The following is a 26,454-nucleotide window of genomic DNA, read 5'->3' on the forward strand; positions in this document are numbered from 1 at the left end:
ACAAATATGACGTTAAAATAACGAACAATATAAATATAATACATAACAATAATCACGAAGTGGTAAAAAAGTATAAAAGTTATAGGGTTTCACCGTTGTAAAGCCCTAAAATGGAATGATATTTGGAATGGATCTCGCAAAGTAGCAAAAATTTGTTGTATTAAATGGCAAATTACCTCACATTTAAATGACATTTTGTCGGTTTCTCCATTAATTAAAAACTTAATTTTGTGTATCCTTATCTGATAAATAACCAATTTAAGGGTATTGACCATGGGTAGACTTGGACGATATGATGTATAAAATACAAATAATTATGCGGATAATCCATTTAATATTCAGCAAGCAAAGTGCTACTATAATTGAAATATCTTCGAGAAGCTTTTGTGATACAATATAAAAAAAACTCAAACATGAGTAATCCATTTCATATAGAACCATGCAGATGAAGGGATTAAGACAAGAACGGATGGGGGAAAACGTAAGATGTCTACACCTACTGGATTTATGGAATACAAACGGCAGCTGCCTGCGGACCGCCAACCAGCGGAGCGGGTCAAGGATTGGGAAGAGTTTCATAAACATATGGCTGAAGAAGAGCTCAGAACACAAGGTGCACGATGCATGGATTGTGGTACCCCGTATTGCCATACTGGTATAGATATGACTGGCGGAACGTCGGGCTGTCCTGTGCACAACCTGATTCCAGAGTGGAATAATCTGGTGTATCGCGGTTTGTGGAGAGAAGCGCTTGATCGTCTGCATAAAACGAATAATTTCCCTGAGTTTACAGGTCGTGTCTGTCCTGCTCCTTGTGAAGGATCATGTACAGTAGGTCTTATCGGTGAACCTGTAACCATCAAAACGATTGAAGAAGCGATAATTGAAAAGGGTTTTGAAGAAGGCTGGGTTGTTCCCCAACCTCCGGAGAAACGTACGGGTAAACGTGTAGCAGTTGTAGGTTCAGGTCCTGCGGGACTGGCTACGGCAGCTCAGTTGAATAAAGCAGGTCATTCAGTAACGGTATACGAGCGCTCCGATCGTGTAGGCGGTTTGCTGATGTACGGTATTCCTACGATGAAATTGGATAAAAACGTCGTTCAGCGTCGTGTTGATTTGCTGGAAGCAGAAGGCATTCAATTTGTAACCAACACGGAGATCGGCAAAGATATTGCTGCGCAGCAGCTGGTAGATGATTATGATGCGGTTGTCCTGTGCGGCGGTGCAACCAAACCACGTGAGTTCAACATTGAAGGCAGTGATCTGAAAGGTGTGCACTATGCCATGGATTTCCTGAATGGCAGCATCAAAAGTTACCTGGACTCCAATCTGGAGGATGGTAACTACCTGTCAGCACAGGACAAGGATGTTATCGTTATCGGTGGCGGGGATACAGGTTCCGACTGTGTAGCAACATCGCTTCGCCACGGTTGTCGGAGCATTACCCAATTTGGTACACATACTCAAGCTCCTATGGAACGTGACCGCATTAACAATCCTTGGCCGCAATTCCCGAACGTATATACTCTTGATTATGCACAGGAAGAAGCGAAAGCGCTGTTCGGTGACGATCCGCGTGAGTTCTCCATTATGACGACCAAATTTGTGGGTGATGACGAGGGTAATCTCAAAGAACTTCATACCGTTCAAATCGAGCGTATTGTAGATGAGACAGGGCGTAAGATCTATCAGCCGATTCCGGGTACAGAGCGCGTGTTCCCAGCTCAAATGGCAATGATTGCTATTGGCTTTGACGGACCGGAACAGACTCTGGTGGAACAACTTGGACTTGCAACAGACCGTCGTACCAACGTTAAGGCACGTTACGGCAAATACAATACCAATGTGGATAAAGTATTTGCAGCAGGTGACATGCGTCGTGGTCAAAGTCTGGTTGTATGGGCAATTAATGAAGGCCGTGAAGCTGCCCGTGAAGTGGACAAATACTTGATGGGTGCTACAGTTCTCGTATAACGAGTCAATAAGACACAGATCAATACGGATTTGCAATATATGAATAAATTATAAAATTGATAAAGTGAAAGTCCTCGCAGTTTGCGGGGGCTTTTTTGTTATTTTATGATATTCAGATAAAGAACATCGACATTTATTTAGGCAAGTGTGCGGTATAGCATTGCTTTTTAGCTCCTAAAGATTTATTATTAGATTATAATGATTATAAATAAGAAACGCCATGACACTTAAAAACGACACGAATTGTGAAATGATAATATCTGGAGGTGCAACCTTATGACAAGTAACCGGGGCAAATCCATTTCAGAACAGATTGATGACATTAAGAAACAGTTGGTCGCAAAAGGTTATAAGCTGACACAGCAACGAGAAGTTACGGTACGTGTATTGCTTGAACATGAAAAGGATCATTTTAGCGCAGAGGAAGTATTTCTGCTAGTTAAGGAACAATTCCCCGAGATTGGCTTGGCTACGGTATATCGTACGCTTGAACTGCTTAGTGACCTTCAGGTCGTAGAAAAGATTAACTTTGGGGACGGTGCTGCGCGCTTCGATCTGAGAAGTACGGATGGCTCACATCACCATCATCATTTGATTTGCACGGAGTGCGGCACCGTGGAAGAGATTATGGAGGATGGCTTGCTTCGTCTGGAACAACAAATCGAGCGTCAGTACGGCTTTGCCGTTACAGACCACCGGCTTGATTTTCAGGGTGTGTGCAAGGAGTGCAGAGCGAAGCAAGCTTTGAATGAACAGGCAGCAGGGTAAATGCAGCGGGGAGGATGCTCCCGCAACCAAAATCTGATATAATAAGTTTTAGAAGCAAGGGGCTTCCGTGGGCGGAAGGCCCCTTTTTGCCGTCATGCGGACGGTGAAGGAGGAGAGATGGACGGATGAAGACACTGGTTATAGCGGAAAAGCCCGACATGGGCCGAACCATTGCCGCCGTCATAGAACCAAGAGCCAAGAACAATCGCAATTATTTGGAAGGTGAGCATTACATTATCACCTGGGCGATTGGTCATCTATTGGGACTTGCTGAACCGGATGCCTATGATTCAAAGTACAAGCGCTGGAATATCGGCGATTTGCCGATCATTCCGGATCAGTTCAAGATTGTGCCCAACCCCAGAACGAAAGATCAACTGAAAATGATCGGAGAACTTGCAAAAAGAGCATCGGCCATCGTTAATGCTTGTGATGCAGGGCGAGAAGGACAGTATATTTTCGCCTTAATTCAGCAACAGTTGAAACTGCGTCAGCCTGTAAAGCGTCTGTGGATATCGGATCTGACTGCAGAGAGTATTAAACGTGGTTTTGATGGCTTGAAAGATGCCTCGGAATTTGAGAATTTGACTCATGCTGCCCGAGCGCGTAGTGAAGCGGATTGGCTGATTGGCATGAATGCTTCTCGGGCCTTTACGACTCGACATAATGCCTTGCTCTCTGTAGGCCGAGTGCAGACTCCAGTGCTGGCTTTGATCTATGATCGGGAAATTGAGATTGAAGCGTTCCAGTCCCAGACCTTTTATGAAGTGGCCGCCTGGTTTCGTCAAGAAGGAGTAGAGTACAGGGGATTACGTCAAGGGGACAAGCTGACCGACCCCGCCGTTGCTGAATCGATTGCGACCAGTGTGAAGGGGAAGACGGGACAGATCACCAAGTACGAAGCAAAACAGACCAAAGAGTATCCATACCGGTTGTATGATCTGACCCTTTTGCAGCGTGAAGCAAATGCCAAGTATGGTTATGGGGCGAAGAAAACGCTGGATATTGCGCAGGCGCTTTATGAGAAACATAAGGTGATCTCTTATCCGCGGACCAATTCCAACTATGTTACAGAACAGAATATTGAAGGTATGCACAAAACGCTGAATTTGCTTAAAAATGGATCATACAGTGAATTGGCACTAGGAGCAAAACCTGAACTCGTTCATAAAAATAACAAGGGTGTATGTAACCCGTCCAGAGTTGAAGATCACCATGCGATTTTACCTACATTGAAACGGCCGGGTACGTTATCCAAGGATGAACAGAATATTTATGATCTGATCGTAAGGCGTTTCTTATCCCATTTCTATCCGCCAGCAGAGTACAAGCAGCATACCGTGCTCACGGAAGTGGAGAAGCACCAGTTCAAGACCTCTGTGAAAGAACTGCTCTCGCTGGGTTGGAAAGTAGTACTGGGATCTGCGGATCAGGAGCAGACAGGCAAGAAAAAGACGAAGAAAAACAGCAACGAAGAAGAGGAAGCAGAAGAATGGACGGACAAGGCATTTGCCGTTCAACCTGAATTGCCTGTTCAGTGTACCAAAAGTGAATTCAAGGAAAAGGCGACACAGCCTCCCAAGAGTTATACGGAGGGAACGTTGCTGAAAGCGATGGAGAGTGCAGGTAAGCAGATCGAGAATGAAGAGCTGCGTGATGCAATGAAGGACAGCGGACTGGGTACACCAGCGACTCGTGCCGCAACGATTGAAAGACTTAAAAACGTGGGTTACATTACGATGCAGGGTAAAAAGATGCAACTGACGTTGAAGGGCCGGACAGCCATTGAATTGATCCGGAAGGCAGGCGTAGATTTGTTGACTTCGCCTGAGATGACGGGCCAGTGGGAAAGAAGATTGTACCAAATTTCCAAAGGTGAAGCGGGCCAGGACAAGTTCATGGAGAACGTCAAGAAGTTTACCATGTCCATCATTGATAAAGTACGTGTGCAGGCACCGGCACCAGCGGATGCTTTTGGGGAAGATACGCGTGGGGGGCGGGGGAAAGGCAAGGGAGCCGGAGCCCAGAGAACCAGCGCCAGAACATCCGCCAAAACATCAGGTACCGGCGCGAGCACAAATGTAGGTGCGAAGACTACACGTCAAACGTCGAGAGCGTCATCCAAGACTGGTGTCGCGAACTCGACTATACAAACACGATCTTCGACTTCTAGCCAACCGGGTGTCCGTGAAACGTTGGCCTCCTGTCCATCACCGGGTTGCACGGGTCAGATTATTGAGGGCAAGAAAGGTTATGGCTGTACACGTTTCAAGGAAGGCTGCGGGTTTGTCATTTGGAAAGAGTACGTCGGCAAGAAAATCACCAGCACGATGTTGAAAGCGTTGATTGAAAAGGGGAGTACTCAGGTACTGGCTTTTAAACGGAAAGACGGAAGTACGGTGAAGGCGCGTATTATTTTGCAAGATAAGGCAACAGGTAAACTATCCGCGGAGAAGCAAGATGCATAAGTTTTTGGATGTAATATCTGAAAGAAGAACGTGAAGACCTATGTACTAGTGTCACGTTCAATCATCATTAAATAAAACAAAAAATGACCCTTATCCAAGGGTCATTTTTTGTTGCTGCTGTTGTATATTTTCATGGATGACCTTCGGTACCTCTTCCAGAGCAGTGATGGTATACATTGATGTCTCCGGATTAGGTTGAAGCTCGACCATGTTGTATTGCCACTCGTTCGGCTGTTTAATATAGATGCTATGGATGCCGGCCGTCACGGCAGGCATAATATCCGTACGCAGTGAGTTCCCAATCATCCACGTTGCACGACGCTCAAACGGGCCAGTAGAGAGAATACCTTCAAGTGCCTCAATGTTCTTATGTTGCCGAATGTAGATTCGGTCATCGAAATAAGCTGATAGCTTCATCTGATCAATCTTCCGCTGCTGAATGACAGTTTCTCCGCCCGTGTACAGGTAGAGGGCATGTCCAGCTGATTTAAGATTCTCTAGCGTTTCCACCATATGAGGATAAGGCTCAACCTCTTGGTCATATACACTCATTCCTAATTTGGTGAGGTAAGATTCCTCTTGGGGAGAGGTGGATCTTGAGAACTTCTGGGAGAAGTAACGGTAGGTATCAATAAGGGATTGCGGGAAATGGTGACTTGCAAATCCCAGTTTATTGACCCCGGTTACATCGATCTCCAGCTGTTTCTCCCTAATTTGTTGAACCGTCAGGGCATGTCCGTCAAACCACTCCTGCATGTTCTCGAAGAATTCACCAAGCACCAGATTGAAATATTTATTGCAGTACACGAGTGTATCATCGAGATCAAACAAAATATGTTGTTTTATTATTTTCATATCCAATTCACTCCTTGCAGCCAGCAGCACAGTTGTTCATATTTTATATGCGAATATAAGATTCCAGGAACATGTTCAATTCCGATACGCCATCTGGTCGAATACTGTATTTCTCTTTGCGATTACTGCCGAGCAGATGGGTTCGTAGCAATCCAGCGATACGCAGTGCCATAACCTGATCTTTAACCATATCCTCGTCCTTGCCCAGCTCTTCACACATCTCAGCGAGCGACTTCGGTTCACCTGACACGTAACGGAGCAGACGAAGTCTTTCCGGATCAGCCAGGGCATGTGTGAAGCGAAGCAAACAGGTTGGTGGTTGGTCTTCATCCTCTTCAGGTGCATCCACAGGATACTGCATAATCATCATGCCCTCATAGAAGCAGTACATATTAATGGGACGGTTGTGAACGGTCGGAAACAGGATTACTTCATCCAGTCCAGGCATCGGTTCAACCAGAACACCCGCAGTAGCGTATTCAATAAGTAATTCAGGTCCCATTTTATCCAGCAGTATGCGTTTCTCTTCAGCATCTTCCTCCAGCCAGATACGATAATCCTCACTCATATGCTGGCAGTAATGCTGATCCCAGAGTCGCAAAAGTGGCACATAGCTGTCCCGAATACGTGTAGATTCTTCTATTGTAAGATGGGGCAGCAGAGCAGAAATACGTGCGAACAGCTCTTCGGCTGTCTGTCCTGCAAGCATATCCAGAAAATCAATATTTTCATTGGAATCGTTCCGATAGGCCGCCCATGCAAACAAAACGTCAAAGTCATCAAAAGGCCATGTGGCAGCAGGTGCGAGCGCAGCTCGAACATTGGAACTTAGTTTGCCTTCCACCTCAATGATCCATTCAGGGCCAACATCCAGATGTTGAATCCACTTCTTCGTTACATATACCAAAAAGCTATTGAGCATTTCATATATCGGTGAAACATCGATTTTAACATGATAAGCCATATGATGCAGAATCCTCCCGTCACATCTAAATGTACGCAGCGACTTAAGTACTATTATGGCTTGTTTTGCAGGGCGTTGTCCACTATAATGTTCAAGTCCAGGGCAAAACCCCTGGCGTAACCATGCATGATCATCAGAATAGTTATAACATGCGAAAGGTCGTCAGAGATGGCGATTTTTCTTTGTATGCTTGCAGGAGGAATGATTCTTGTGTCATTGATAACCACCCCAAAATTGTCACATTCTACATCTAACTATCTTATCCTGATAACCGTTATAGTTGTGGCGGGAATCAGCCAGGGGCTTTTATTGCCTGTGCTATCCATATTTTTGGAGCAAAAAGGAGTCTCACCGGGTTTAAACGGATTGAATGCTGCCGCATTGTATGTGGGGTCCTTTGCGATGACCTTGGTGGCCGAACGATTGCTGGGAGCTATCGGTTTCAAAAAGCTGATTATTGGCGGACTGTTATTTGTCATGATTCCCCTAATCCTGTTTCCTTATTTTCCGGATATCAAAATTTGGTTCATTTTGCGTCTCGTGGTCGGGATTGGTGATAGTGCCCTCCATTATTCTGCCCAGTTGTGGGTACTTCTGGTGACCGCACCCGAAAAACGAGGACGATACATCTCTTTATATGGCATGTCCTATGGTTTAGGATTCAGTATCGGGCCACTGGGAATCAAGCTGCTCGGGTTTGGTGATGCTGTTCCATTCTGGGTATTGTTTGTTTGTATGGCCGCAGTGCTGATCCTTGTATTATTGAAGCTTCCCGATACGAAGCCGGAGAAGGCAGCGCATGGACAACTGCCTGAACGCCGTTTCCGTCGCAGTCTGGCCTGGGCATGGTATGCACTGTTGCCTGCGTTATTATACGGGTACATGGAAGCCGGAATGAACAGTAATTTCCCCGTATACGGACTGCGTATTGGTTTGGATGCCAATCAGATATCGTCTTTGCTGCCATTTGTCGGAATCGGGGGTCTGTTCCTGCAATTACCTCTAGGCATGTTGAGTGACCGTTATGGTCGAAAGCAAACGTTGATGTTTGCCGGTATTGCTGGTGGGATCATCTTCATGTTCGTACCAGTGGCCGGCACACATTTCTGGTGGACGCTTGTGCTGTTGACCATAGCAGGGGGTCTGGTAGGTTCATTTTTCTCGCTTGGCCTGGCTTATGCCGCAGATATTTTGCCCAAAGCGCTACTGCCTGCAGCGAACGTAGTGGCTTCATTTCATTTTACAATTGGAAGCATTATTGGACCGAATCTGGGTGGGCAAGTGATCAACTGGATTTCACCCGGCAGCATGTTTATGTTACTTGGATTCATGTATCTTCTTTTTGGTGCAGCAGGTGTATTATTTCGTCGTAAACCTATGCTTGAATCTGTGGTAAAATAGAAGCTGGTGTTCGCATGGAAATTGATGTCCATTTCCGAGTACACTAGTAGTAGGGAAAAACATGGACAAGAGGAGACATCGCGATGATCAGAGTTGAGGGTTTAAGCAAATCCGTTGGAGCGGATCGGGTTCCGGTTCTGCGGGATATACGATTCGATATGCAACAGGGAGAAATGATCGGTGTAGTAGGCTCAAGTGGAAGCGGAAAAAGCATGCTGCTTAAATGCCTTGCTATGATGGAAAAATGGGACAGTGGTCGATTTACGGTGGATGGAGCCGAGATTATAAAAGAAGGTTGGTCCGGAAAACGGAAAATTAAACGGGAATGGGCATACTTGGAGCAGAATCCGCAATTGTATCCGAGACGTACAGCTTTGAAAAATGTATTGATCGGCCGGTCTGGTCAAACTCCTTTATGGAGAATGGTAACAGGCATGGTTCGTTCCGATGATTATATGGGTGCAATGGATTATCTGGAAGGATTGGGGTTGCTGGATAAAGCACACCAGACGGCAGAGAAGCTCAGTGGTGGCGAGAAGCAGCGTGTTGCGATTGCCAGAGCGCTTGCACATGGTGCAAAAGTTGTTTTGGCGGATGAACCTGTCATTGGGCTTGATCCTCATACAGCAGATACGGTGCTGGAAACGCTGCGCAAATTGTGCGAAGAGGAACGTGCTACCGTAATTGCAGTATTGCCAATTGAAATGGCAGAGAAACATGCAACCCGCATCTGGGGTCTAGCGGAAGGCAAGATTGCTTTTGATATACGAGGACGTCGGTTGACACAGCAAGAAAAAAATATGATTTAAACTATTGAAAAGAGTGATGAATTTGCTTAATTCACGGTGGGGGCGCCTGTTAGCGGGGGGAGCATTAACGATCCTGCTCGGTTCAGTCCTTAGCGGATGTACTGTCCTGAGTGATCCCAAGCTTCTGATGAAACAACCCATGATGTCGATGGACAAGGAGAGACTACTTACAATTGTACAGAAAGAACAACCTCCTGAAAGCCAATTAATCAGGCCCAAAGACTTGAACAATACAAGCATGATACGGGTGGCTGATTTGGATGGGGATGGAACCCGAGAGGCCATTGTTTTCTACGAAACTCCGAGTGAGAATGTTCGGATCCATGGCATGCTTCTCGAAGAGCAGGGTGATACCTGGGTGAAAAAACTTACTTTTGATGTTCCGGGAAATACCCTGCAATCCTTTAAATTACTGGACATCACGAACGATGGAAATCCTGATATTGTTCTAGGGGTGAGCCTTGAAGCCCAGAAAGCTTTGATGGCCTATTCCTATAAAGGGGGAGCCCTTGAACAGGTGATGGGCGGTGTACCGTATAATCAGTTAATTATTGATGATTTACAAGGGAATCCTTTGGATCTGAACGGGGACAAAAAGAATGATTTTGCTATCGTTTCGCTCAATACCAGCGGATTTGCATCCATTGCCTTATATCAATATGATGATGGCAGTTTTAAGGAAGTGGACCGTATACAGACGGACTATACAGTAAAAGAATTTTATAATGCACTTGGAGGTCAAATTGCCAAGGATAAAGTGGGCATCGTTTTGGATGCCGAATTGGATGACCGAAGTACTTTTACGCAGATTGTGTATGTAAAAGACAACAAATTGGTGTATGCATTCAATTCCCCCGATCAAACCTATAGAGATGACAAAATTTTAAGCGGTGATTTTAATAATGATGGTATTATTGAATTTGGATTGAAGGAAACACCCAGAGGCTGGGAACATTACGTATTTGATGCTCGAATGTGGTTCTATACTTTCTATCAGTGGAATGGTAAGGATGGCAAAGATTTCGTATCCTTCCAGTATCGTGATGATGCGAATGCATTCCACCTTAACCTGAAAACAGATTGGTATGGAAAAGTTACAATAGACACCAAATCGGAAAAGGGAAAATATATTCGTTTCAAAATGATTGATACGGATGAAACCGTAGGTGAAATTAAATATTTCACACTTACGAAGTGGGAACAGGAAAAAGGTAAAGGCTGGAAAGAAATTACTAAATCAAATGATCGAGTGATTGCTTATCGTAGCGCACAATCAGCTAATAATGATGGTGGATTACTGGACAATATGTCGCATCTGAACAGAAAGGAAGAACTTAATGAGTAAAGTACTTATTCTTGAGGATGAAGAATCCATCCGCAGTTTTATTGTTATTAATTTGAAGAGAAACGGGTTCGAAGTGCTCGAAGCGGGAGACGGACACGAAGCGCTTCGTATTCTACAAACCGTTCCAGATATTGACCTAGCTTTGCTGGATGTTATGGTTCCTGGCATTGACGGATTTGAAGTGTGTCGTCGCATTCGTGAAACGAATGAACGTCTAGGTATTATTTTCCTGACAGCCAAAGTGCAGGAGCAGGACAAGGTATATGCACTCTCGGTTGGAGCAGATGATCACGTAAGCAAGCCATTTAGTCCAACCGAGTTGATTGCACGCATCCAGTCCTTGTTGCGTCGGGTGAATGTTCACCGGGAGACGGCTGCCAAGGTAACGTTCCAATCGGGACCATTTTCACTGGATTTGATCTCCAAGCAATTCAAGAAGCAGAATGAATTAATTGAGTTAACACCAACCGAATTTTCCTTGATTCAATTCTTCCTGGAAAAAGAAAACACACCGCTTAGTCGAGATGTACTGCTGGATCACGTGTGGGGTAAAGAGTATATGGGTGATCCGAAAATCGTGGACGTAAACATTCGCCGCTTGCGCCAGAAAATTGAAAACAATCCTTCCGAACCTGAATACCTGCAAACTGTCTGGGGCCACGGGTACAAATGGAAGGGCCGGGATCAATGATCAAAAAAGGCATTACGCGGCAGATCGTACTACATTACTTTATTGTAGTATTTCTGGCTCTGCTGTTGGTGGAATTCATATTTTTGATTGCAGTTCAGAGGTACTATTACGAGAGTATTTATAATACGATTAATCAGCAGATTACATCCACGAATGATTTTAAAGAAACGTTATCTCGTACGGATGAAGCTAATAATTTATCGTATTTGCTCGCAAATTTACAATTGGGTAGTACCGAGCTGCAAATCCTTGATATGGATGGTCGAGTTTTGGCTAGTTCAACGGCTTTCGAGTCCGAACATGCCGTTCTTCAAACGAGCGATATATCACAGGCCATGAACGGAAGCATTGGCCGTTGGGTGGGTAGACAACCCCTTACGGGTGAGCAAGTCATGGCGGTATCCCACAAGCTAGATTTGGGTGGCGAAAATACTTATATTGTAAGGTACCTCACCTCGCTGGATATGGTTAATTCGAAGCTTCTGGTTATGGGGCTGCTAGCGGTTGCTGTAGGTGTGGCTGTACTAGTTATTGTTTTAATTATCAGTATCGGAATGGCGAATTCGATTGTACGTCCCCTTAATAACATTACAGCCGTTTCAGCTCAAATGGCCAGGGGACGTCTGGATGTCCGAGTTAAAGGGAGTTACAAGCACGAGCTTGGCGAACTGGCGTCTACATTGAATTTTATGGCACATGAAATTGTACGCAGTAACCAGATTAAAGATGATTTTATTTCATCTATTTCGCATGAATTGCGGACACCTCTGACCAGTATCAAAGGCTGGAGTGAAACCCTGGATTCAGGCGGGTACGATCCGGATGAGACGAGAATTGGAATGAGTATTATCTCCAAAGAAACCGAGCGACTGATCGGTCTTGTTGAAGAAATGCTCGATTTCTCCAAATTGCAGCAAAATCAGATGAAGCTTGTAAAAGGCTCAGTCAGCATTCGAGAAATTGTTCAGGAAACGATGTTGAACGTCTGGGCCAAAGCGGAACAAAAGCAAGTACATCTCAAGCTGGACACAGATGAGACACGTGCTTTTAACGTATTTGGAGACGGAAACCGGTTGAAGCAGGTCTTTCTTAATCTTGTTGATAACGCGATTAAATTTTCTCATGAAAATTCGTGGATTTTCCTTTCTGTTAAAGAAGAGAAGGGGCAGATCATAGCTGCTGTTCAGGATACCGGTATCGGAATCAGTGAAGAACATCTCATTAAAGTACGTGACCGATTCTTCCAGGTGAATCATCAGAACGGGGGAACTGGGCTGGGTCTTGCCATTACGCAGGAACTTGTGGAACTGCACGAGGGTACAATCACAATTCAGAGTGAGCTTGGGTCGGGAACCACAGTTACCGTTTCTTTGCCAGCATTGCCTGAGGAAGAGGCTGGTATAGGTGAAGCTGCTAAGCATGACAGTGACTCCGAAGGAGTACAGGAGATACTGGACCAGCAGACAAAGTCCGATAAGGAAGGAATATAATCCTTTGTTGGTAAAGTACCGGATACGTATTTGTATTCGGAATAATGTTGGGTCTAACGCGCCAAAAAGGCGAGCCATTATGGCTCGCCTTTTCTTTATGTTATGAAGAAAGTTCACCTGTGCGCAGGCGTCCGCTTTTTTCATAAACATCTTTTAGCATACGTACCGGTTGTGTGCGTACAGCCGGTTTGGCGGAAACAATCTCATTAGGTCCGACAACCATAATTTCATCCGCTGTACCTTTGACAATGGCGCCGTCTTTGATAATAGCACCTTCACCAATAATGGCGCGTTCGATATGAACACCACGACCTACCCGTGCATTTGGCATGATCACACTGTCTTTAACCTCAGAACCTTTACCAACTTCGGCTCCGCAGAAAATAACAGAGCGTTCAGCACGGCCATCCATGGCGCAGGATTCATGTATCATGGATTGCAGAAGCTCAGCACGTGTATGACGCGCTTTATATGCACTCGGTTTGGTTCTCCAGTCACGAGTATACATCGGCCAGTCTTCTTTTTGCAGGCTCCAGCCTTCCTCATTGTGAAGCAGATCCATGTGCGCATCCCATAAACTTTTCACCGTACCCACGTCTTTCCAATAACCATTGAAGTTATATACGAAGAGGGGAGTGTTTTCATTCAACATTTGAGGAATTACATCTTTACCGAAGTCATGGCTGGATTCCAGATTAGCGGCATCTTCGAGCAGGTGGCGCTTCAGATATTCCCATTTGAACATGTAAATTCCCATCGACGCCAGGTTGCTTTTCGGTTCGGCCGGTTTCTCGGCAAATTCCGTTACTCTCAGATTTTCATCAGCTGCCATAATGCCGAAGCGGTGAGCTTCTTCCCAAGGAACTTCCATAACGGAGATGGTCGCTACCGCTTGGTTAGCTGTATGAGCTTCCAGCATTTCACGATAATTCATATGATAAATATGGTCACCCGACAAAATTAGAACATTTTCGGGGTTTTGTTGGTCGATATAGTCGATATTTTTATAAATAGCATCCGCGGTTCCCAAGTATTCGTCATTTCCTGTATGATAAGATGGAAGTAAGGAAATTCCTGCCTCACTTGAAGTCCCATGTCCCCAAGGTTCTCCGCCACCAATGTGATCATGCAATGAATCAGCTTGGTACTGCGTCAAAACACCTACAGTATCGATGCCTGAGTTTACGCAGTTGCTGAGGGGAAAATCGATAATCCGGTAGTGCCCGCCAAACGGTACAGCGGGTTTTGCGATACTTGAGGTTAAAGGGGCTAATCTCTTCCCCTCTCCTCCCGCCAACAGCATAGCGATGCAATCTTTATTAAACATAATCGTTTCCCTCCCAAGATATTTGTCCAGTGTAGTACATACATAAACGCAATGCGGAGCTATTGAAACGATGTATACTGTAAAAATCCTGAAAAATTACAACATTTTTTTACACACCGCATTTTTCTTTTCAACTTGGCTAGAATGGGGTAATGGTTACTGTTAAATCTATTTCTGGAGAAGAAGGTGATCTCTTGGCCATTCAACCGTTAGCAAATCCGGAAATTTCGCCGGAGCACATTTATTTATTTCATGAAGGAAACCTTCATCACAGTTATCGAATAATGGGCGCACAGCCTGCGTTCGAAGATGATCGTCAGGGGTACCGTTTTACTGTGTGGGCTCCGAATGCCACAGAAGTAGGCCTGGCTTTAGACCGAAATGGATGGAAAGGTGAACAGGAACCTTTATATAAGATACCCGATTCTGGATTTTGGAGTCGTTTTATTCCGGAAATCGGTGAAGGAACTTTATACAAATTCCGTATATTAACGGAAGATGGTACAGAATTGCTTAAAGCTGATCCTTATGCTTTTCAGGCAGAAGTTCGCCCACGTACGGCATCTGTCACCAGTTCCATTGAAGGTTACAAATGGAATGATGGAGCATGGAGACGCAAACAACGAGGCGTGTATAACAAACCTCTACATATTTATGAAATGCATGCTGGAACCTGGAAAAGGAAAGAAGACGGTTCTCTTTACAGTTATCGTGAAATTGCGGACTTGCTTGTTCCTTATTTATTGGAGATGAAATATACCCATGTAGAGATGATGCCCCTGAGTGAACATCCTTACGACCTTTCGTGGGGATATCAGAACACAGGTTTTTATGCACCAACAAGCCGTTACGGGCAACCTAAAGATCTGATGTATCTGGTGGATACTCTACATCAGGCGGGAATAGGCGTATTGCTCGATTGGGTCCCTGCACATTTTGCCAAGGATTCTCATGGCTTGCGTCTGTTTGATGGAACCCCTTTGTATGAATATGCTGATCCACTGTTAGCAGAGAGACCAGGCTGGGGCACCCTCAGCTTTGACTACTCTAAACCCGAGATTCGTTCGTTCTTAATTTCCAATGCGCTATACTGGATGGAAATGTACCATTTCGACGGACTCCGGGTCGATGCAGTAACTAGTATGCTCAAATTGGATTTCGAAAAGCAGTCAGGACAATACCGAACCAACAACGAAGGTGGCCTGGAAAACAAGGAAGCTGTTGCTTTTTTGCAGCAGTTGAATGAAACAGTCTTCAAGTACTTTCCATATGCACTGATGATGGCAGAAGAATCCAGTGCATGGCCGATGGTTACGTCGCCAGTGGATCAGGGCGGGCTGGGTTTCAACTACAAATGGAACATGGGTTGGATGAATGACACGCTCGATTACATGGAATCGGATTTTCACGAGCGTCCTTCCAAACATCATTTGCTGACATTCCCGGTCGTATACTCCTTTGCTGAAAATTACGTGCTTCCTCTGTCTCATGACGAGGTCGTTCATGGCAAAAAGTCACTCCTAGACAAGATGCCAGGAACATACGAGCAGAAATTTGCCGGCATGCGTGCCTTTATGGGGTACTTTATGACATTCCCAGGCAAAAAACTGCTGTTTATGGGTGGAGAATTCGGCCAGTTTATCGAATGGAAAGATGAAGATCAACTGGACTGGTTTTTGCTGAACTATGACAGTCACCGTAAACTCCACAAGTTTGAACGGGATCTGTCTGAGCTATACTTGGGCGAAAAAGCTTTGTGGGAGCTTGATCATTCCTTTGACGGTTATGAATGGATCACTCCGGATGATCAGGACCAAAGTGTCATTTCATATGTGCGCAAAGGAAAAAAACCTGCGGATACACTCCTTGTGCTCATTAACTTTCAGCCGGTCAAGCGGGAGCGTTACCGGATTGGTGTCATGCGTCCCGGTATGTATACCGAAGTTCTGAACAGTGATCATTCCGATTACGGCGGATCAGGCATTATCAATGATATGCAGCTCACTACAGAAAAGATTCCTTTTCATGGGCAACCACATAGTCTGGAAGTTGTTTTGCCACCGCTAAGCGTAGTTATTTTAAAAAAGAACACACGTCGGAAAACGGATGCATTACCCCTTGAAGTTCAATCCGTCAGATCAAAAGCCAGTACAACTAAAACCAGTAAAACAAAGGATAGCACTGCAGTTAAACCCAAAAGGAGGACGAAGGCATGAATATTCTATTTGCTGCTGCTGAAGTACATCCATTTATTAAAACCGGAGGTCTTGCTGACGTCATTGGTGCGTTGCCACAGGCACTAAAGAAGAGTGGAGCAGATGTTCGTGTCATTTTACCCAAGTACAAAAGCATTCCAGAGGAATACAAAGAAGCAATGGAGCCTGTCATTACAACGGATGTGCCGCTTGGCTGGCGCAGACCTTATTGTGGAATAGAGATGCTGGTCCATGACGGAATTCCTGTTTATTTTGTGGACAATGAATACTATTTCGGACGGGATGGCGTGTACGGATATATGGATGATGGCGAGCGTTTCGCCTTCTTCAATCGTGCTGTACTGGACGTGTTGCCGCAAATCGAATTCAAGCCGGATGTGCTGCACAGTCACGATTGGCACGCAGGAATGATTCCTTTACTGCTGGAGGCTCACTACGCACATGATCCGTTTTACAGTGAGATGAGAACCGTATTTACGATACATAACCTGTTATATCAAGGTGTGTTTCCACATGATTTATTCAGTGATCTGCTTGAGCTGGACGATCGCTATTTCACGGCAGATGGGGCAGAATATTACGGTAACGTCAATTTTCTGAAAGCTGGAGTTGTTTTCGCGGACCATGTAACGACCGTCAGCCCTACTTACGCCAAGGAAGTACAAACCTCCTATTATGGCTATGGTCTGGATGGATTGCTCAGTTCTCTCGGGGATCGTTTCACTGGGATTGTCAACGGTATTGATACCAAGAGTTACAACCCGGCAGCGGATAACAAAATTGCAGTTAAATACAGAACGAGCCTGTCCAAGAAAATCGAGAACAAGATCGAACTGCAGAAGGAGTTAGGTCTGCCTGTACGTCCGGATGCCCCACTTATGGTGATGGTTACAAGGCTGGTCGATTCCAAAGGACTGGATTTGGTCTGTCGTGTATTGGATGAATTATTATATTATGATGACATTCAATTCGCAGTATTGGGCACGGGAGATCCGGCTTATGAGCACTGGTTCCGTGAAGCGGCTAATCGTTATCCACTGAAAATGTCTGCCCAGATTACATTCAACGATGGGTTATCCCGCCGATTCTATGCAGGCAGTGATCTGTTCCTGATGCCATCAAGGTTCGAGCCATGTGGTATTAGCCAGCTGCTAGCACTCCGTTATGGCAGCGTACCGCTTGTCCGGGAAACAGGGGGTCTGAACGATACGGTGCAGGCATACAATGAATTCAGCGGTGAGGGGAATGGGTTCTCTTTCACCAGCTTTAACGCCCATGACATGATGAATACAATCCGCCGTGCCGAGGCGTTTTACCGACAGCCCGAGCACTGGAAAAAGATCGTGAAAAACGCAATGAGCGGAGACTATAGCTGGAACGTCTCAGCTGAAGAGTATATGGGTATTTATCGCCGCATCACGCTTGAATCTGTGAAATAGTTTGGGACAAATGAGCCGCAGTATATTCGTACTGCGGCTTTTTTGTATGATCATAAGAGGAGGCGAATTTAAAATGAATAACTACATTAATTTTACCTCTACTTACAATCCTAATTTGCAGGCTTTAAGCAGTGCCGACGGTTATGATGCCGTCAAAATGAATGACATGTTTGGTCAGATTATGGGCAATATCGCTGCCGTCCAATCTACGCTGACAGGCAGCCTTATTGATGTCAAGAATTTTGCTCCAGGAGATGGAAGTGATCAGACAGCCCAGATCAAGGCTTTTTTTGACTCGGCACAGGAAGGGGATGTTTTATTATTTACGCCAGGGCATTATAAAGTCGTCAAGACGGGCTGGTTCTATACGTTTAGCGGCAGATCCGTTATCATTAAAGCCCTTCCAGGCGCAATCTTAGAGGTCTCGGATCAGGGAATCCGGATTGAAGGCAGCAATCATGTAGAAATAAGCGGTTTGACCTTGGTACGCACGACTCAAGCAGCTTGGAGTAAAAACAAGACAGGGCTGCACATCGAAAATTCAAGCAATGTATTATTGCAACACAATGATATCAGCAAGTTTACGGATGGAATCGGAGTCAATGGTTCAAGCAGTCAAGACAATCCCGCCCGAAATGTCGTTATACGAAACAACAAGCTGCACCACTTGGGAGAAGAACCGATTGCAGTTCGGAGTCATTTGGTTTTTGTGGTAATTCGTGAGAATGATTGTCACAGATATCTTGGGGATGGCATTTTGGTCAAGGCATCATGGCATGTTTCGATCACCGACAACTTTCTGCACACCCCTGTATTATCGAGTGATCCAGATTATTCTGCTTTTTCAGGCGGACAGCAAGTAAATAATATGCCTAAAGTCGGTGGTGGGATTACCTGTAACAATGAGGGAGGAGAGACCGGAGCCAAAAACCTGCATATTCATGGCAATAGCCTGATCGGAACAGCATTTGGTGTGGGGCTTATCGGATTCGAAGGCACGTTTGTGACCTCCAATTATTTTTATGATATCAAATTAACTTCTGTCATCTCCGTGTCTTTCTCCTCATCCATATATAATCCAAATAACGTAAGCAACCATCTCTTTGTAATCCAGGGTAACCTGATTGATACCATCTCCAGACCAAGTGCTACCGCTGCCATTGAAGCAAAAACGAGTACGGGTGCAGAAGGCATGGACATCGGAATAATATCAGATAACATCATCATTCCAAGAGGGAAACACTGGGGAATTGTCGCGGATGGACATATTATCGTAAAAGGCAATTACATTGCCGAAGCGGGCATAGCCATGGATATTGCCAATGGAGTGATTGCATCAAGCAACATCATTGAGCCTAGTTTTGAAACGACCAATCCTGACCGAATGGTGAGTTTGCATAATGACTGTACATTTTCTCATAATTCAATTACTGGAAAAGGTACGTGTCTTCAATTACGAGGCTCCAACAATATCATTACTGGAAATCGCTTGAAATATGAGGGAACATGGTGGGCGGTGCATCTGGACATTGTGAATAACACGGTGGAAGGCAACCTCATAAGAGACAACATACTGATGGTGACCGCAAGTGCGGCGGGACGTTATCTCTTTGGCGCAAGCCCATTGACGAATGGGAAAAACGTAGTGGTTGATCTAGTTACGGATACTAACGGGACGTTTTATCAGCTCGTCAATGAAATTGTTATGCTGGGTGCGAATTCTACGCGATGGAGAATAACTGTGGATGCAAAAGGTGATTTGAAAACGACAAAGTTATAGCTAAGCTAAGTTTAGTTCTTCGCCAGAAAACTCTTGAAGTATCCGGAGATCATTGAAGGTTGTTTTCAATATATCAGGAGTTTTATGGCATAGGATCAGCTCGGTTCCAATTGTCTATACAAAATGCGGTAGCCGTAAGGATCAAGTTTAATATTCATCATTCCATTAGTGGGAACAACGGCATCCTCGGTTAGGGCATCCTTCCAGTCTTTGGTTTCCATCGGATGTGACAAGGTACGTTCTTGCTGAGTATTGTTCATCCACACCGTAAAGTGGAGAGTGTCATCCATACGTTCGTAAATGATGCATGGATCATTGTGATCGGCCTTCAGGAAACGAAAGCGACCTTTGCGCAACGCTTCATTACTTTTTCGTAAATCAATCATCAGGCGGTAGAAGTCATAAAGCTCCTGATCTTGCTTGGCAGGGTCCCACTGCATACATTTGCGGCAATCCGGATCACCTTCTCCACGTAGACCAACCTCATCCCCATAGAATATACAGGGCGTACCAATATAGGTGAAAAGAAATACAACCGACAATTTTAATCTGCGCTTGTCTTCTCCAGCCCGAGTTAGCAGACGTGGGGTGTCATGACTGCACAGCATGTTAAAGATGACTTCATTGGTTTGTTGCGGGTAACGCATAATGAGTGATCCCATTTCGTTCGCGAAGTTATAACCATCCATAGAACCGCAGAAGAATTCGAGTACTTTGTCGGCAAAAGGGTAGTTCATTACGGAATCGAATTGATCCCCCATGAGCCAGGTCAGGGAATCACTCCATACTTCGCCTACGATGTAGGCTTCCGGATTGGCGGTTTTGACCACTTTGCGGAAATCGCGCCAGAAGTGATTATCCACTTCATTGGCTACATCCAGACGCCAGCCGTCGAGTTTAATTTCCTTGATCCAGTATTCAGCGACATCGAGCAGGTACGCTTTGACCTCGGGGTTGGCGGTGTTGAACTTGGGCATATTGCCATAAAATCCAAATGTATCGTAGGTAGGAATACCATCTTTAATCTGCACTGGATATTCATTGATATGAAACCAGTCTGCATATTTGGAATTTTTGCCGTTTTTCAGTACATCCTGAAAAGGAGGGAAGTCTTCGCTGCAGTGGTTAAAAACCGCGTCAAGCATGACACGAATCCCACGGTGATGACATTGTTCCGCCACTTTTTTGAGCATATCATTGTCCCCGAAATGCGGGTCTACTTTTTTATAATCAATGGTATCGTATTTGTGGTAGGAGTTTGCTTGAAATAGCGGGGTAAAGTAAATCGCATTGACACCGAGTTTAGTTAGATCGTCCAGGTGGTTGAGCACACCTTGCAGGTCTCCGCCAAAGTAGTTATCCAGTTCAGGTCGGCCACCCCATTCCTGGGTTCCTTCCGGGTTCAGATCGGGATTGCCATTGGCAAACCTTTCCGTCATGATCTGATAGAACACGGCTTCCTTGGCCCATTCGGGAACCTTAAATACATCAATTTCATGAATGTAGGAAAATTCATAATATCCTCCGGTTGCATATGGGAGAGCATAATGAATTCCGTTGTCAGCCAGATAAATGTTCTCGGTACCGGCGGTAATGCGGAAGATGTAAGTCAGACGTTTGAATTTGGGCTTAACTGCAGTTTCCCAGTAATCAAACATACTGTCGGAAGCAGCTTTCTCCAATTGAATTTCCTTATAGGTTCCATTCCAATCGTATTTATCACCAGTCAGTGCAGTCACATATTGTACATCGTCTCTCTTCGTTCGTACACGCAGGTGGATTGTCGAGGGATTATAAGCATAAGCCCATTTATCGCGGGGAACGTGATACATCGCTTCGAGCAGCATGACAACACCTCCTGATTTTAAGATAAAGTTATAGCTATAAATAACCAAGTTAGACAGCATTTGAACCATGTAAACAGCGTGGGATGCAAAAATTTCAACATTTTTCAACGCTTTCTTTTCACAGCATTTCCAGCTGGTGTCCGTATATACGTGTTTATTATAAACAAAAAGGGTGCTCCTTAAGACCTGAAATGCAGGTCCTTCGAACACCCTAGGTTAATATACAGCAGTTTGCGAAAAACTTAGCGACTTGCTTGTTTAAACTCGGTTTGAATGGTTTGCAGCAGCTCAGGCTGTGTAAGAACATCATAAGCAGTTGCAGCAATTGCCTTGGCTCCAAGAATCATGCCATCCAAGGCCCGTTCCTGTAGTGCCAAATCACGGAATTCAATGGAATGGAGGGTATGAACTTCGTCCACAACACGTATATAAGGGTGAATTGCAGGACAGCGCAAGGATACGTTGCCGATATCCATGGAACCATGATCGTTACCCGTTACGATTTCCTCTTGAGAAATACCGAGCTCTAGCAGATTAGTACTGAAAGCGGCGGATAACGTTTCATTTGTAACCATTTCATCATAGGAAGTCTCGTAATTGGATGTAACCAGCCGGCACCCGGTTTGGAGAGCAGAGCCTTCGGCAATCTGAATCACACGTTGGGTCAGGATATTCAATTCTTTTCTGGTCGAAGCACGTACATAGAACTGGGCCGAAGCATAATCAGGAATGATGTTGGCTGCCTGTCCTCCGCTATTAATAACCCCGTGAATTCGAACCGTACTCTTCACTTGTTGGCGGAATGCATTAATCCCATTAAACGTTTGGATGACCGCATCCAGTGCATTGATGCCTTCATGTGGACTTGCAGCAGCATGTGAAGATTTCCCATGGAATTCAAATTGTACGGCATCAATAGCCAGGGAACTGCCCGATTTCTCATAGGCATAATAAGGATGAGCCATCAGCGCAACATCACAGTCATCAAATAACCCTGCCTCAGCCATAGGCACTTTGGCGCCCCGGGTTTCTTCCGCTGGTGTACCGAATACTTTCAATGTTCCGCCTACTTCATCGAGTATGGACTTCAGACCTACCGCAGCTCCGAGGCTCATCATGCAGATTAGATGATGGCCACAGGCATGACCGATTTCAGGCAGTGCATCATACTCACAGAGAAGGGCAATAGTCGGACCAGGTTTGGATGCAGCATACGTACCGACAAATGCAGTGTGCAAGCCAAGAACAGGAGCTTCTACGGAAAAACCATGGAAGGCAAGTTCTTCCTTTAACCGAGCAGAGGCGAGATATTCTTCGTTACCCAGTTCGGGATTGGCACCGATGTATGATGAAATCTCCTTAAAACGGGAAGCATATTGATCAATTACAGTTAGAATTTGAGTTTTGGTATGTGTCATGGTGGACTCCTTAAGCAAAAATGAAAATAATTTAATAATTATATCATAGATGCAGTTATTTTTCAGAAACTAGTCAAGATTTGTAATGTCGAAATGCATTGCATAATCATGCATTCTACTTTATAATGACTCAGGCATCAACAACAGAAAGCATACAAAGTATTATAAGGGGAGAACAGGGTTGAAATTGATTAGTCGTTACACCATGATGCTGATAGCTCTTGTGGTTTTGCTAACTACGGTTACTCCGGTTGCGTCGGCAGCGGGAACTACAGGCGATTCAGGCAGTAAAAAGCTGGTGCTCGGTACAAGCGCCGATTTTGCACCATATGAATTCCATAAAGTCATTGATGGTAAAGATCAAATTGTCGGCTTTGATATTTCGATTGCCAAAGAAATTGCTGCCGATCTTGGGGCAGAACTTGTAATAGAGGATATGGGTTTTGACGGACTTCTTCCTGCATTGCAGAGTGGTCGTGTGGATATGGTCATCTCGGGAATGACGCCAACGGATGAGCGTAAAAAAAGCATCGACTTCTCCGATACCTATTATAAATCGAAACAAGTTATCATGATTCGCAATGAGGATAAAGACAAATATTCAACCATGGCTGATCTGGAAAATGAAAAAATTGGAGTCCAAAAAGGTTCCATTCAGGAAACGATTGGTCAGGGAATCCCAGGCGCCAAACTGACAGCACTTGATAAAATATCTGATATCGTACTGCAATTGCAGACCAATCGTGTGAATGCTGCAATCGTCGAAGATACGGTAGCTGCCGGTTATCTGGATGATGTTATTGGACTATCTGCTGCGATCCCGGATGAAGAGCAGGTTGAAGCGGCGATCGGGATTCGCAAGGGCAATACGGAATTGCTGAATGCAGTCAACGGAACGCTCGAACGTCTGAAAAACGAAAATAAAATTGATCAGATGGTTACAGAAGCAAGCCAGTTGATGGCAGACAAAGTGAATAAAAGCCAAAACATTTTTGAAGTGTTCTGGCAGTACAAAAGCTTCTATGCGACAGGTGTGGGCTATACGCTCTTACTGTCTGCTCTCGGTGTAATATTCGGGGTCATTATCGGTTTGATCATCTGTCTGTTCCGTCTGCATGACGTTGCAATTCTGCGCTGGCTCGGAACAGCTTACGTTGAGGTTATTCGTGGTACACCAATGCTGGTTCAATTGATGATTATCTACTATGGACTTGCATTGACACTTGGTATTAATTTTACGCCACTTCAGGCGGGTATTATTACTCTTTCCATTAACAGTGGTGCCTATCTTGCCGAGATTTTCCGTGCAGGTATACAGGGTGTGGATCGCGGCCAGCTGGAAGCAGCACGTTCCCTGGGGATGGGAAGAGGTGCCGCAATGCGCTTCATCATCCTTCCACAAGCGTTCAAAGCGGTGTTGCCGGCGATCGGTAATGAATTCGTGACAATTATCAAGGAATCCTCCATTATCTCGGTTATCGGTATGGTGGACATTATGTACCAGGCAAGTGTGGTCAAAAACATTACGTACCAAGGAATGAACCCATTCCTGATTGCAGCAGCCATTTACTTTGTGCTGACGTTCATTTTGTCCAAGCTGCTGGGTCGACTGGAAAGGAAGTTGAGTGCAAGTGATAGACGTTAGACAATTACACAAATCATATGGAAGCAACGATGTGCTTAAGGGCATCAACGTAACAATAGGCAAAGGTGAGGTTGTCGTGGTCATCGGTCCGTCCGGATCGGGGAAAAGTACCTTCTTGCGTTGTCTGAACCTACTGGAGCAGCCTACTTCCGGGGAGATTGATTTTGAGGGTGTATCGATCACGGGTCCAAAACATAACATTAATGCGACTCGTGAAAAAATGGGGATGGTATTCCAGCATTTCAATCTGTTTCCGCACAAAACGGTGCAGCAGAACATTACGATTGCTCCCATTAAAGTGAAAAAACAGTCTGCACAAGAAGCGGAACAAATCTGTGAAGATTTGCTCAAAACGGTTGGCTTGTCCGACAAAAAAGATGCCTATCCAAACCAGCTGTCCGGTGGACAGAAACAACGGATAGCCATTGCAAGAGCGCTTGCGATGCAGCCGCATGTTATGCTGTTTGATGAACCTACCTCTGCACTGGACCCTGAAATGGTCGGTGAAGTGTTGGATGTCATGAAGCGCCTTGCAGTAGGCGGCATGACCATGGTCATCGTGACTCATGAAATGGGCTTTGCCCGTGAAGTAGGTGACCGCATTCTGTTTATGGATGGCGGGGTTATTGTAGAAGAAGGAACGCCGGATGAAGTGTTTGGTCAACCCAAACATGCACGTACACGTGACTTCCTCGCTAAAGTGCTCTAATACAACCAAATCCTTAAGGATTATGGTCAAGGTGGAAACAAAAATTCGTTCTGCGGATGAGAGTTCATCCGATCCATACATCCCTGTCGACACCAGTCGGCAGGGATGTTTTGTTATGTGAGGATACGAACAGATTTACATAAAAAGTAACGTTTCTGTCATCAACGATTTAAGTCCAAATAGACAATTTATTGAAAAAAGTCGCTGAATTCAGCATAAAAGTTGAAGTGGTTTAGCCAGATGGTAACATTTACTACGACTCTTGGTTACAAAATTGTGATATATTTGTTCCTGCCGAAACTTCCGGAGGTGGGAGTGCGGGGGATGTAACGATGCAGAGTGTGCTTGGGGAAGAATCATTTGCACACGGCTTGGGGTGAATTAGGGCTACATAAATTATTCATGTAATTGAACCTATAGGGTGGTTTCCTCCATCCGAATCCGACAACTAACTTCGCAGGCATAATGAGGGAGGAAGACCATGATTAACAAGAAACGTATAGCCAAAACAGCAGCAGCTTTGCTGACAGCAGCAATGCTCATTCAAGCCGTTCCGGCTCATGCTGATTCAGTTCATGTGGCCAAAGAGGGGGATACCTTCTACACCTTATCCAAACAATATGGAGTTGGACTTAACGCACTTATTAAAGCTAACAATGACATTTCAGCTTACAACATTTATGGGGGTTTGAAAATTACAATCCCTGGTAACACAACGAACACAGCTTCTGCTGCTGCAGCAAAAACAGAGGCCAAAACGGTGACTGCCGCAAGTCTTGACGTAAATTCGGATAGCAAGGTGGTACAGGCCTGGGGGAAAACGTTTGATTACAGCAAAACTGTCGACGTAAAAGCAACAGCATACTCGGCGGATGCTTCCGAAAATGGAGGATGGGGTGCAGTAGATTACTTGGGTAATCCGCTCGAACTGGGCACGATCGCAGTAGACCCTAGTATCATTCCACTGGGTACAAAAGTACTGGTGACGGGTCATACACATCCAGGACTACCTAAACAGGCATTTGTTGCTACGGCCCGTGATGTGGGTGGTGCCATCAAAGGCCATAAAATTGATATCTTTATTCCTGGCAGCAAGCAATCCGTGAACACATTTGGTATTCAGGATGTTGAACTTTACATTTTGAAATAAAATCAAGAGAGTAGCTTGCACATGAACATGTGAGACTACAACTGAATCTACATTAAACCGTAAAGGGTGTCCTTCATTCACAATAATGTGATTGAAGGACACCCTTTTGCATATCCGATTTCTGTAGCGCCCAAGCTGCTGGACGCGCTGCGCAGCGA

The 26,454-nt window shown here is 45.0% G+C and carries 19 protein-coding genes and 1 riboswitch; of the genes, 14 read left to right on the forward strand and 5 right to left on the reverse strand.

From position 1 onward, the window contains the following. Positions 1-486: 486 nt before the first annotated feature. The 3 genes from P364_RS0131570 to P364_RS0131580 all read left to right on the forward strand — a co-directional run bounded on the left by P364_RS0131570 (position 487) and on the right by P364_RS0131580 (position 5,210). Complete coding sequence (locus P364_RS0131570) at positions 487-1,974, forward strand: glutamate synthase subunit beta (protein WP_024633996.1); 1,488 nt, start codon at positions 487-489, stop codon at positions 1,972-1,974. Between the two features lie 300 nt (positions 1,975-2,274). Beyond that, positions 2,275-2,742, forward strand: a complete 468-nt coding sequence (fur, locus tag P364_RS0131575; protein WP_024633997.1) for a ferric iron uptake transcriptional regulator — start codon at positions 2,275-2,277, stop codon at positions 2,740-2,742. Between the two features lie 125 nt (positions 2,743-2,867). Beyond that, positions 2,868-5,210, forward strand: coding sequence for a type IA DNA topoisomerase (locus tag P364_RS0131580; protein WP_024633998.1), 2,343 nt, complete (start codon positions 2,868-2,870; stop codon positions 5,208-5,210). A 90-nt stretch (positions 5,211-5,300) separates the two neighbouring features. Here the strand turns inward: P364_RS0131580 and P364_RS0131585 are convergent, their stop codons facing one another. Both P364_RS0131585 and P364_RS0131590 read right to left on the reverse strand, forming a co-directional pair. After that, entirely contained in the window at positions 5,301-6,065 is a 765-nt protein-coding gene (locus P364_RS0131585; RefSeq protein ID WP_024633999.1) for an HAD family hydrolase, read from the reverse strand. Between the two features lie 43 nt (positions 6,066-6,108). After that, complete coding sequence (locus P364_RS0131590) at positions 6,109-7,029, reverse strand: ArsR/SmtB family transcription factor (RefSeq protein ID WP_024634000.1); 921 nt, start codon at positions 7,027-7,029, stop codon at positions 6,109-6,111. Positions 7,030-7,230: 201 nt separating this feature from the next. Here P364_RS0131590 and P364_RS0131595 point away from each other — a divergent pair, with 201 nt between their 5' ends. From P364_RS0131595 to P364_RS0131615, 5 genes are all read left to right on the forward strand, one after another. Continuing rightward, a complete protein-coding gene (locus tag P364_RS0131595; RefSeq protein ID WP_094936132.1) occupies positions 7,231-8,430 on the forward strand; it encodes an MFS transporter in 1,200 nt (399 codons plus the stop codon). A gap of 83 nt (positions 8,431-8,513) precedes the next feature. Then, positions 8,514-9,239, forward strand: a complete 726-nt coding sequence (locus P364_RS0131600) for a phosphonate ABC transporter ATP-binding protein (RefSeq protein ID WP_024634002.1) — start codon at positions 8,514-8,516, stop codon at positions 9,237-9,239. A gap of 22 nt (positions 9,240-9,261) precedes the next feature. Beyond that, on the forward strand, positions 9,262-10,584 hold the full coding sequence (locus P364_RS0131605; protein WP_052016844.1) for a hypothetical protein: 1,323 nt from the start codon (positions 9,262-9,264) through the stop codon (positions 10,582-10,584). Then, positions 10,577-11,275, forward strand: a complete 699-nt coding sequence (locus P364_RS0131610; RefSeq protein ID WP_024634004.1) for a response regulator transcription factor — start codon at positions 10,577-10,579, stop codon at positions 11,273-11,275. The genes P364_RS0131605 and P364_RS0131610 overlap by 8 nt, the downstream gene beginning before the upstream one ends. Continuing rightward, positions 11,272-12,765: a sensor histidine kinase gene (locus P364_RS0131615; protein ID WP_024634005.1), complete on the forward strand. Its 1,494-nt coding sequence runs from the start codon at positions 11,272-11,274 to the stop codon at positions 12,763-12,765. Before P364_RS0131610 ends, P364_RS0131615 begins: the two co-directional genes overlap by 4 nt. Positions 12,766-12,865: 100 nt before the next feature. Here P364_RS0131615 and P364_RS0131620 read toward each other — a convergent pair whose 3' ends face one another. After that, positions 12,866-14,092 carry a glucose-1-phosphate adenylyltransferase gene (locus tag P364_RS0131620; protein ID WP_024634006.1) on the reverse strand — a complete coding sequence of 409 codons (1,227 nt, stop codon included), beginning with the start codon at positions 14,090-14,092 and terminating at the stop codon, positions 12,866-12,868. 194 nt (positions 14,093-14,286) lie between these two features. On the opposite strand from P364_RS0131620, the gene glgB reads away from it, so the two are divergent. The 3 genes from glgB (at position 14,287) to P364_RS0131635 (ending at position 19,527) form a co-directional block, all read left to right on the forward strand. After that, positions 14,287-16,308 (forward strand): 1,4-alpha-glucan branching protein GlgB, encoded by a 2,022-nt coding sequence (gene glgB / locus P364_RS0131625; protein ID WP_024634007.1) that lies wholly within the window; start codon positions 14,287-14,289, stop codon positions 16,306-16,308. Next, positions 16,305-17,747: a glycogen synthase GlgA gene (gene glgA / locus P364_RS0131630; RefSeq protein WP_024634008.1), complete on the forward strand. Its 1,443-nt coding sequence runs from the start codon at positions 16,305-16,307 to the stop codon at positions 17,745-17,747. Before glgB ends, glgA begins: the two co-directional genes overlap by 4 nt. A gap of 73 nt (positions 17,748-17,820) precedes the next feature. Then, on the forward strand, positions 17,821-19,527 hold the full coding sequence (locus P364_RS0131635) for a NosD domain-containing protein (protein WP_024634009.1): 1,707 nt from the start codon (positions 17,821-17,823) through the stop codon (positions 19,525-19,527). A 95-nt stretch (positions 19,528-19,622) separates the two neighbouring features. Here the strand turns inward: P364_RS0131635 and P364_RS0131640 are convergent, their stop codons facing one another. Both P364_RS0131640 and P364_RS0131645 read right to left on the reverse strand, forming a co-directional pair. After that, entirely contained in the window at positions 19,623-21,374 is a 1,752-nt protein-coding gene (locus P364_RS0131640; protein WP_024634010.1) for an alpha-glycosidase, read from the reverse strand. A gap of 242 nt (positions 21,375-21,616) precedes the next feature. Then, positions 21,617-22,792, reverse strand: coding sequence for a M20 family metallopeptidase (locus P364_RS0131645; protein ID WP_024634011.1), 1,176 nt, complete (start codon positions 22,790-22,792; stop codon positions 21,617-21,619). Between the two features lie 181 nt (positions 22,793-22,973). Here P364_RS0131645 and P364_RS0131650 point away from each other — a divergent pair, with 181 nt between their 5' ends. The 3 genes from P364_RS0131650 (at position 22,974) to P364_RS0131660 (ending at position 26,296) form a co-directional block, all read left to right on the forward strand. Beyond that, on the forward strand, positions 22,974-24,437 hold the full coding sequence (locus tag P364_RS0131650) for an ABC transporter substrate-binding protein/permease (RefSeq protein ID WP_024634012.1): 1,464 nt from the start codon (positions 22,974-22,976) through the stop codon (positions 24,435-24,437). Beyond that, positions 24,424-25,146 carry an amino acid ABC transporter ATP-binding protein gene (locus P364_RS0131655; protein ID WP_024634013.1) on the forward strand — a complete coding sequence of 241 codons (723 nt, stop codon included), beginning with the start codon at positions 24,424-24,426 and terminating at the stop codon, positions 25,144-25,146. The genes P364_RS0131650 and P364_RS0131655 overlap by 14 nt, the downstream gene beginning before the upstream one ends. A gap of 282 nt (positions 25,147-25,428) precedes the next feature. After that, positions 25,429-25,625, forward strand: a riboswitch (cyclic di-AMP (ydaO/yuaA leader). A 2-nt stretch (positions 25,626-25,627) separates the two neighbouring features. Continuing rightward, on the forward strand, positions 25,628-26,296 hold the full coding sequence (locus tag P364_RS0131660) for a 3D domain-containing protein (RefSeq protein WP_024634014.1): 669 nt from the start codon (positions 25,628-25,630) through the stop codon (positions 26,294-26,296). The last annotated feature ends 158 nt before the right edge of the window (positions 26,297-26,454 follow it).

It is taken from the genome of Paenibacillus sp. MAEPY2 (genome assembly GCF_000499205.1).
Taxonomy (GTDB): Bacteria; Bacillota; Bacilli; order Paenibacillales; family Paenibacillaceae; genus Paenibacillus; species Paenibacillus vandeheii.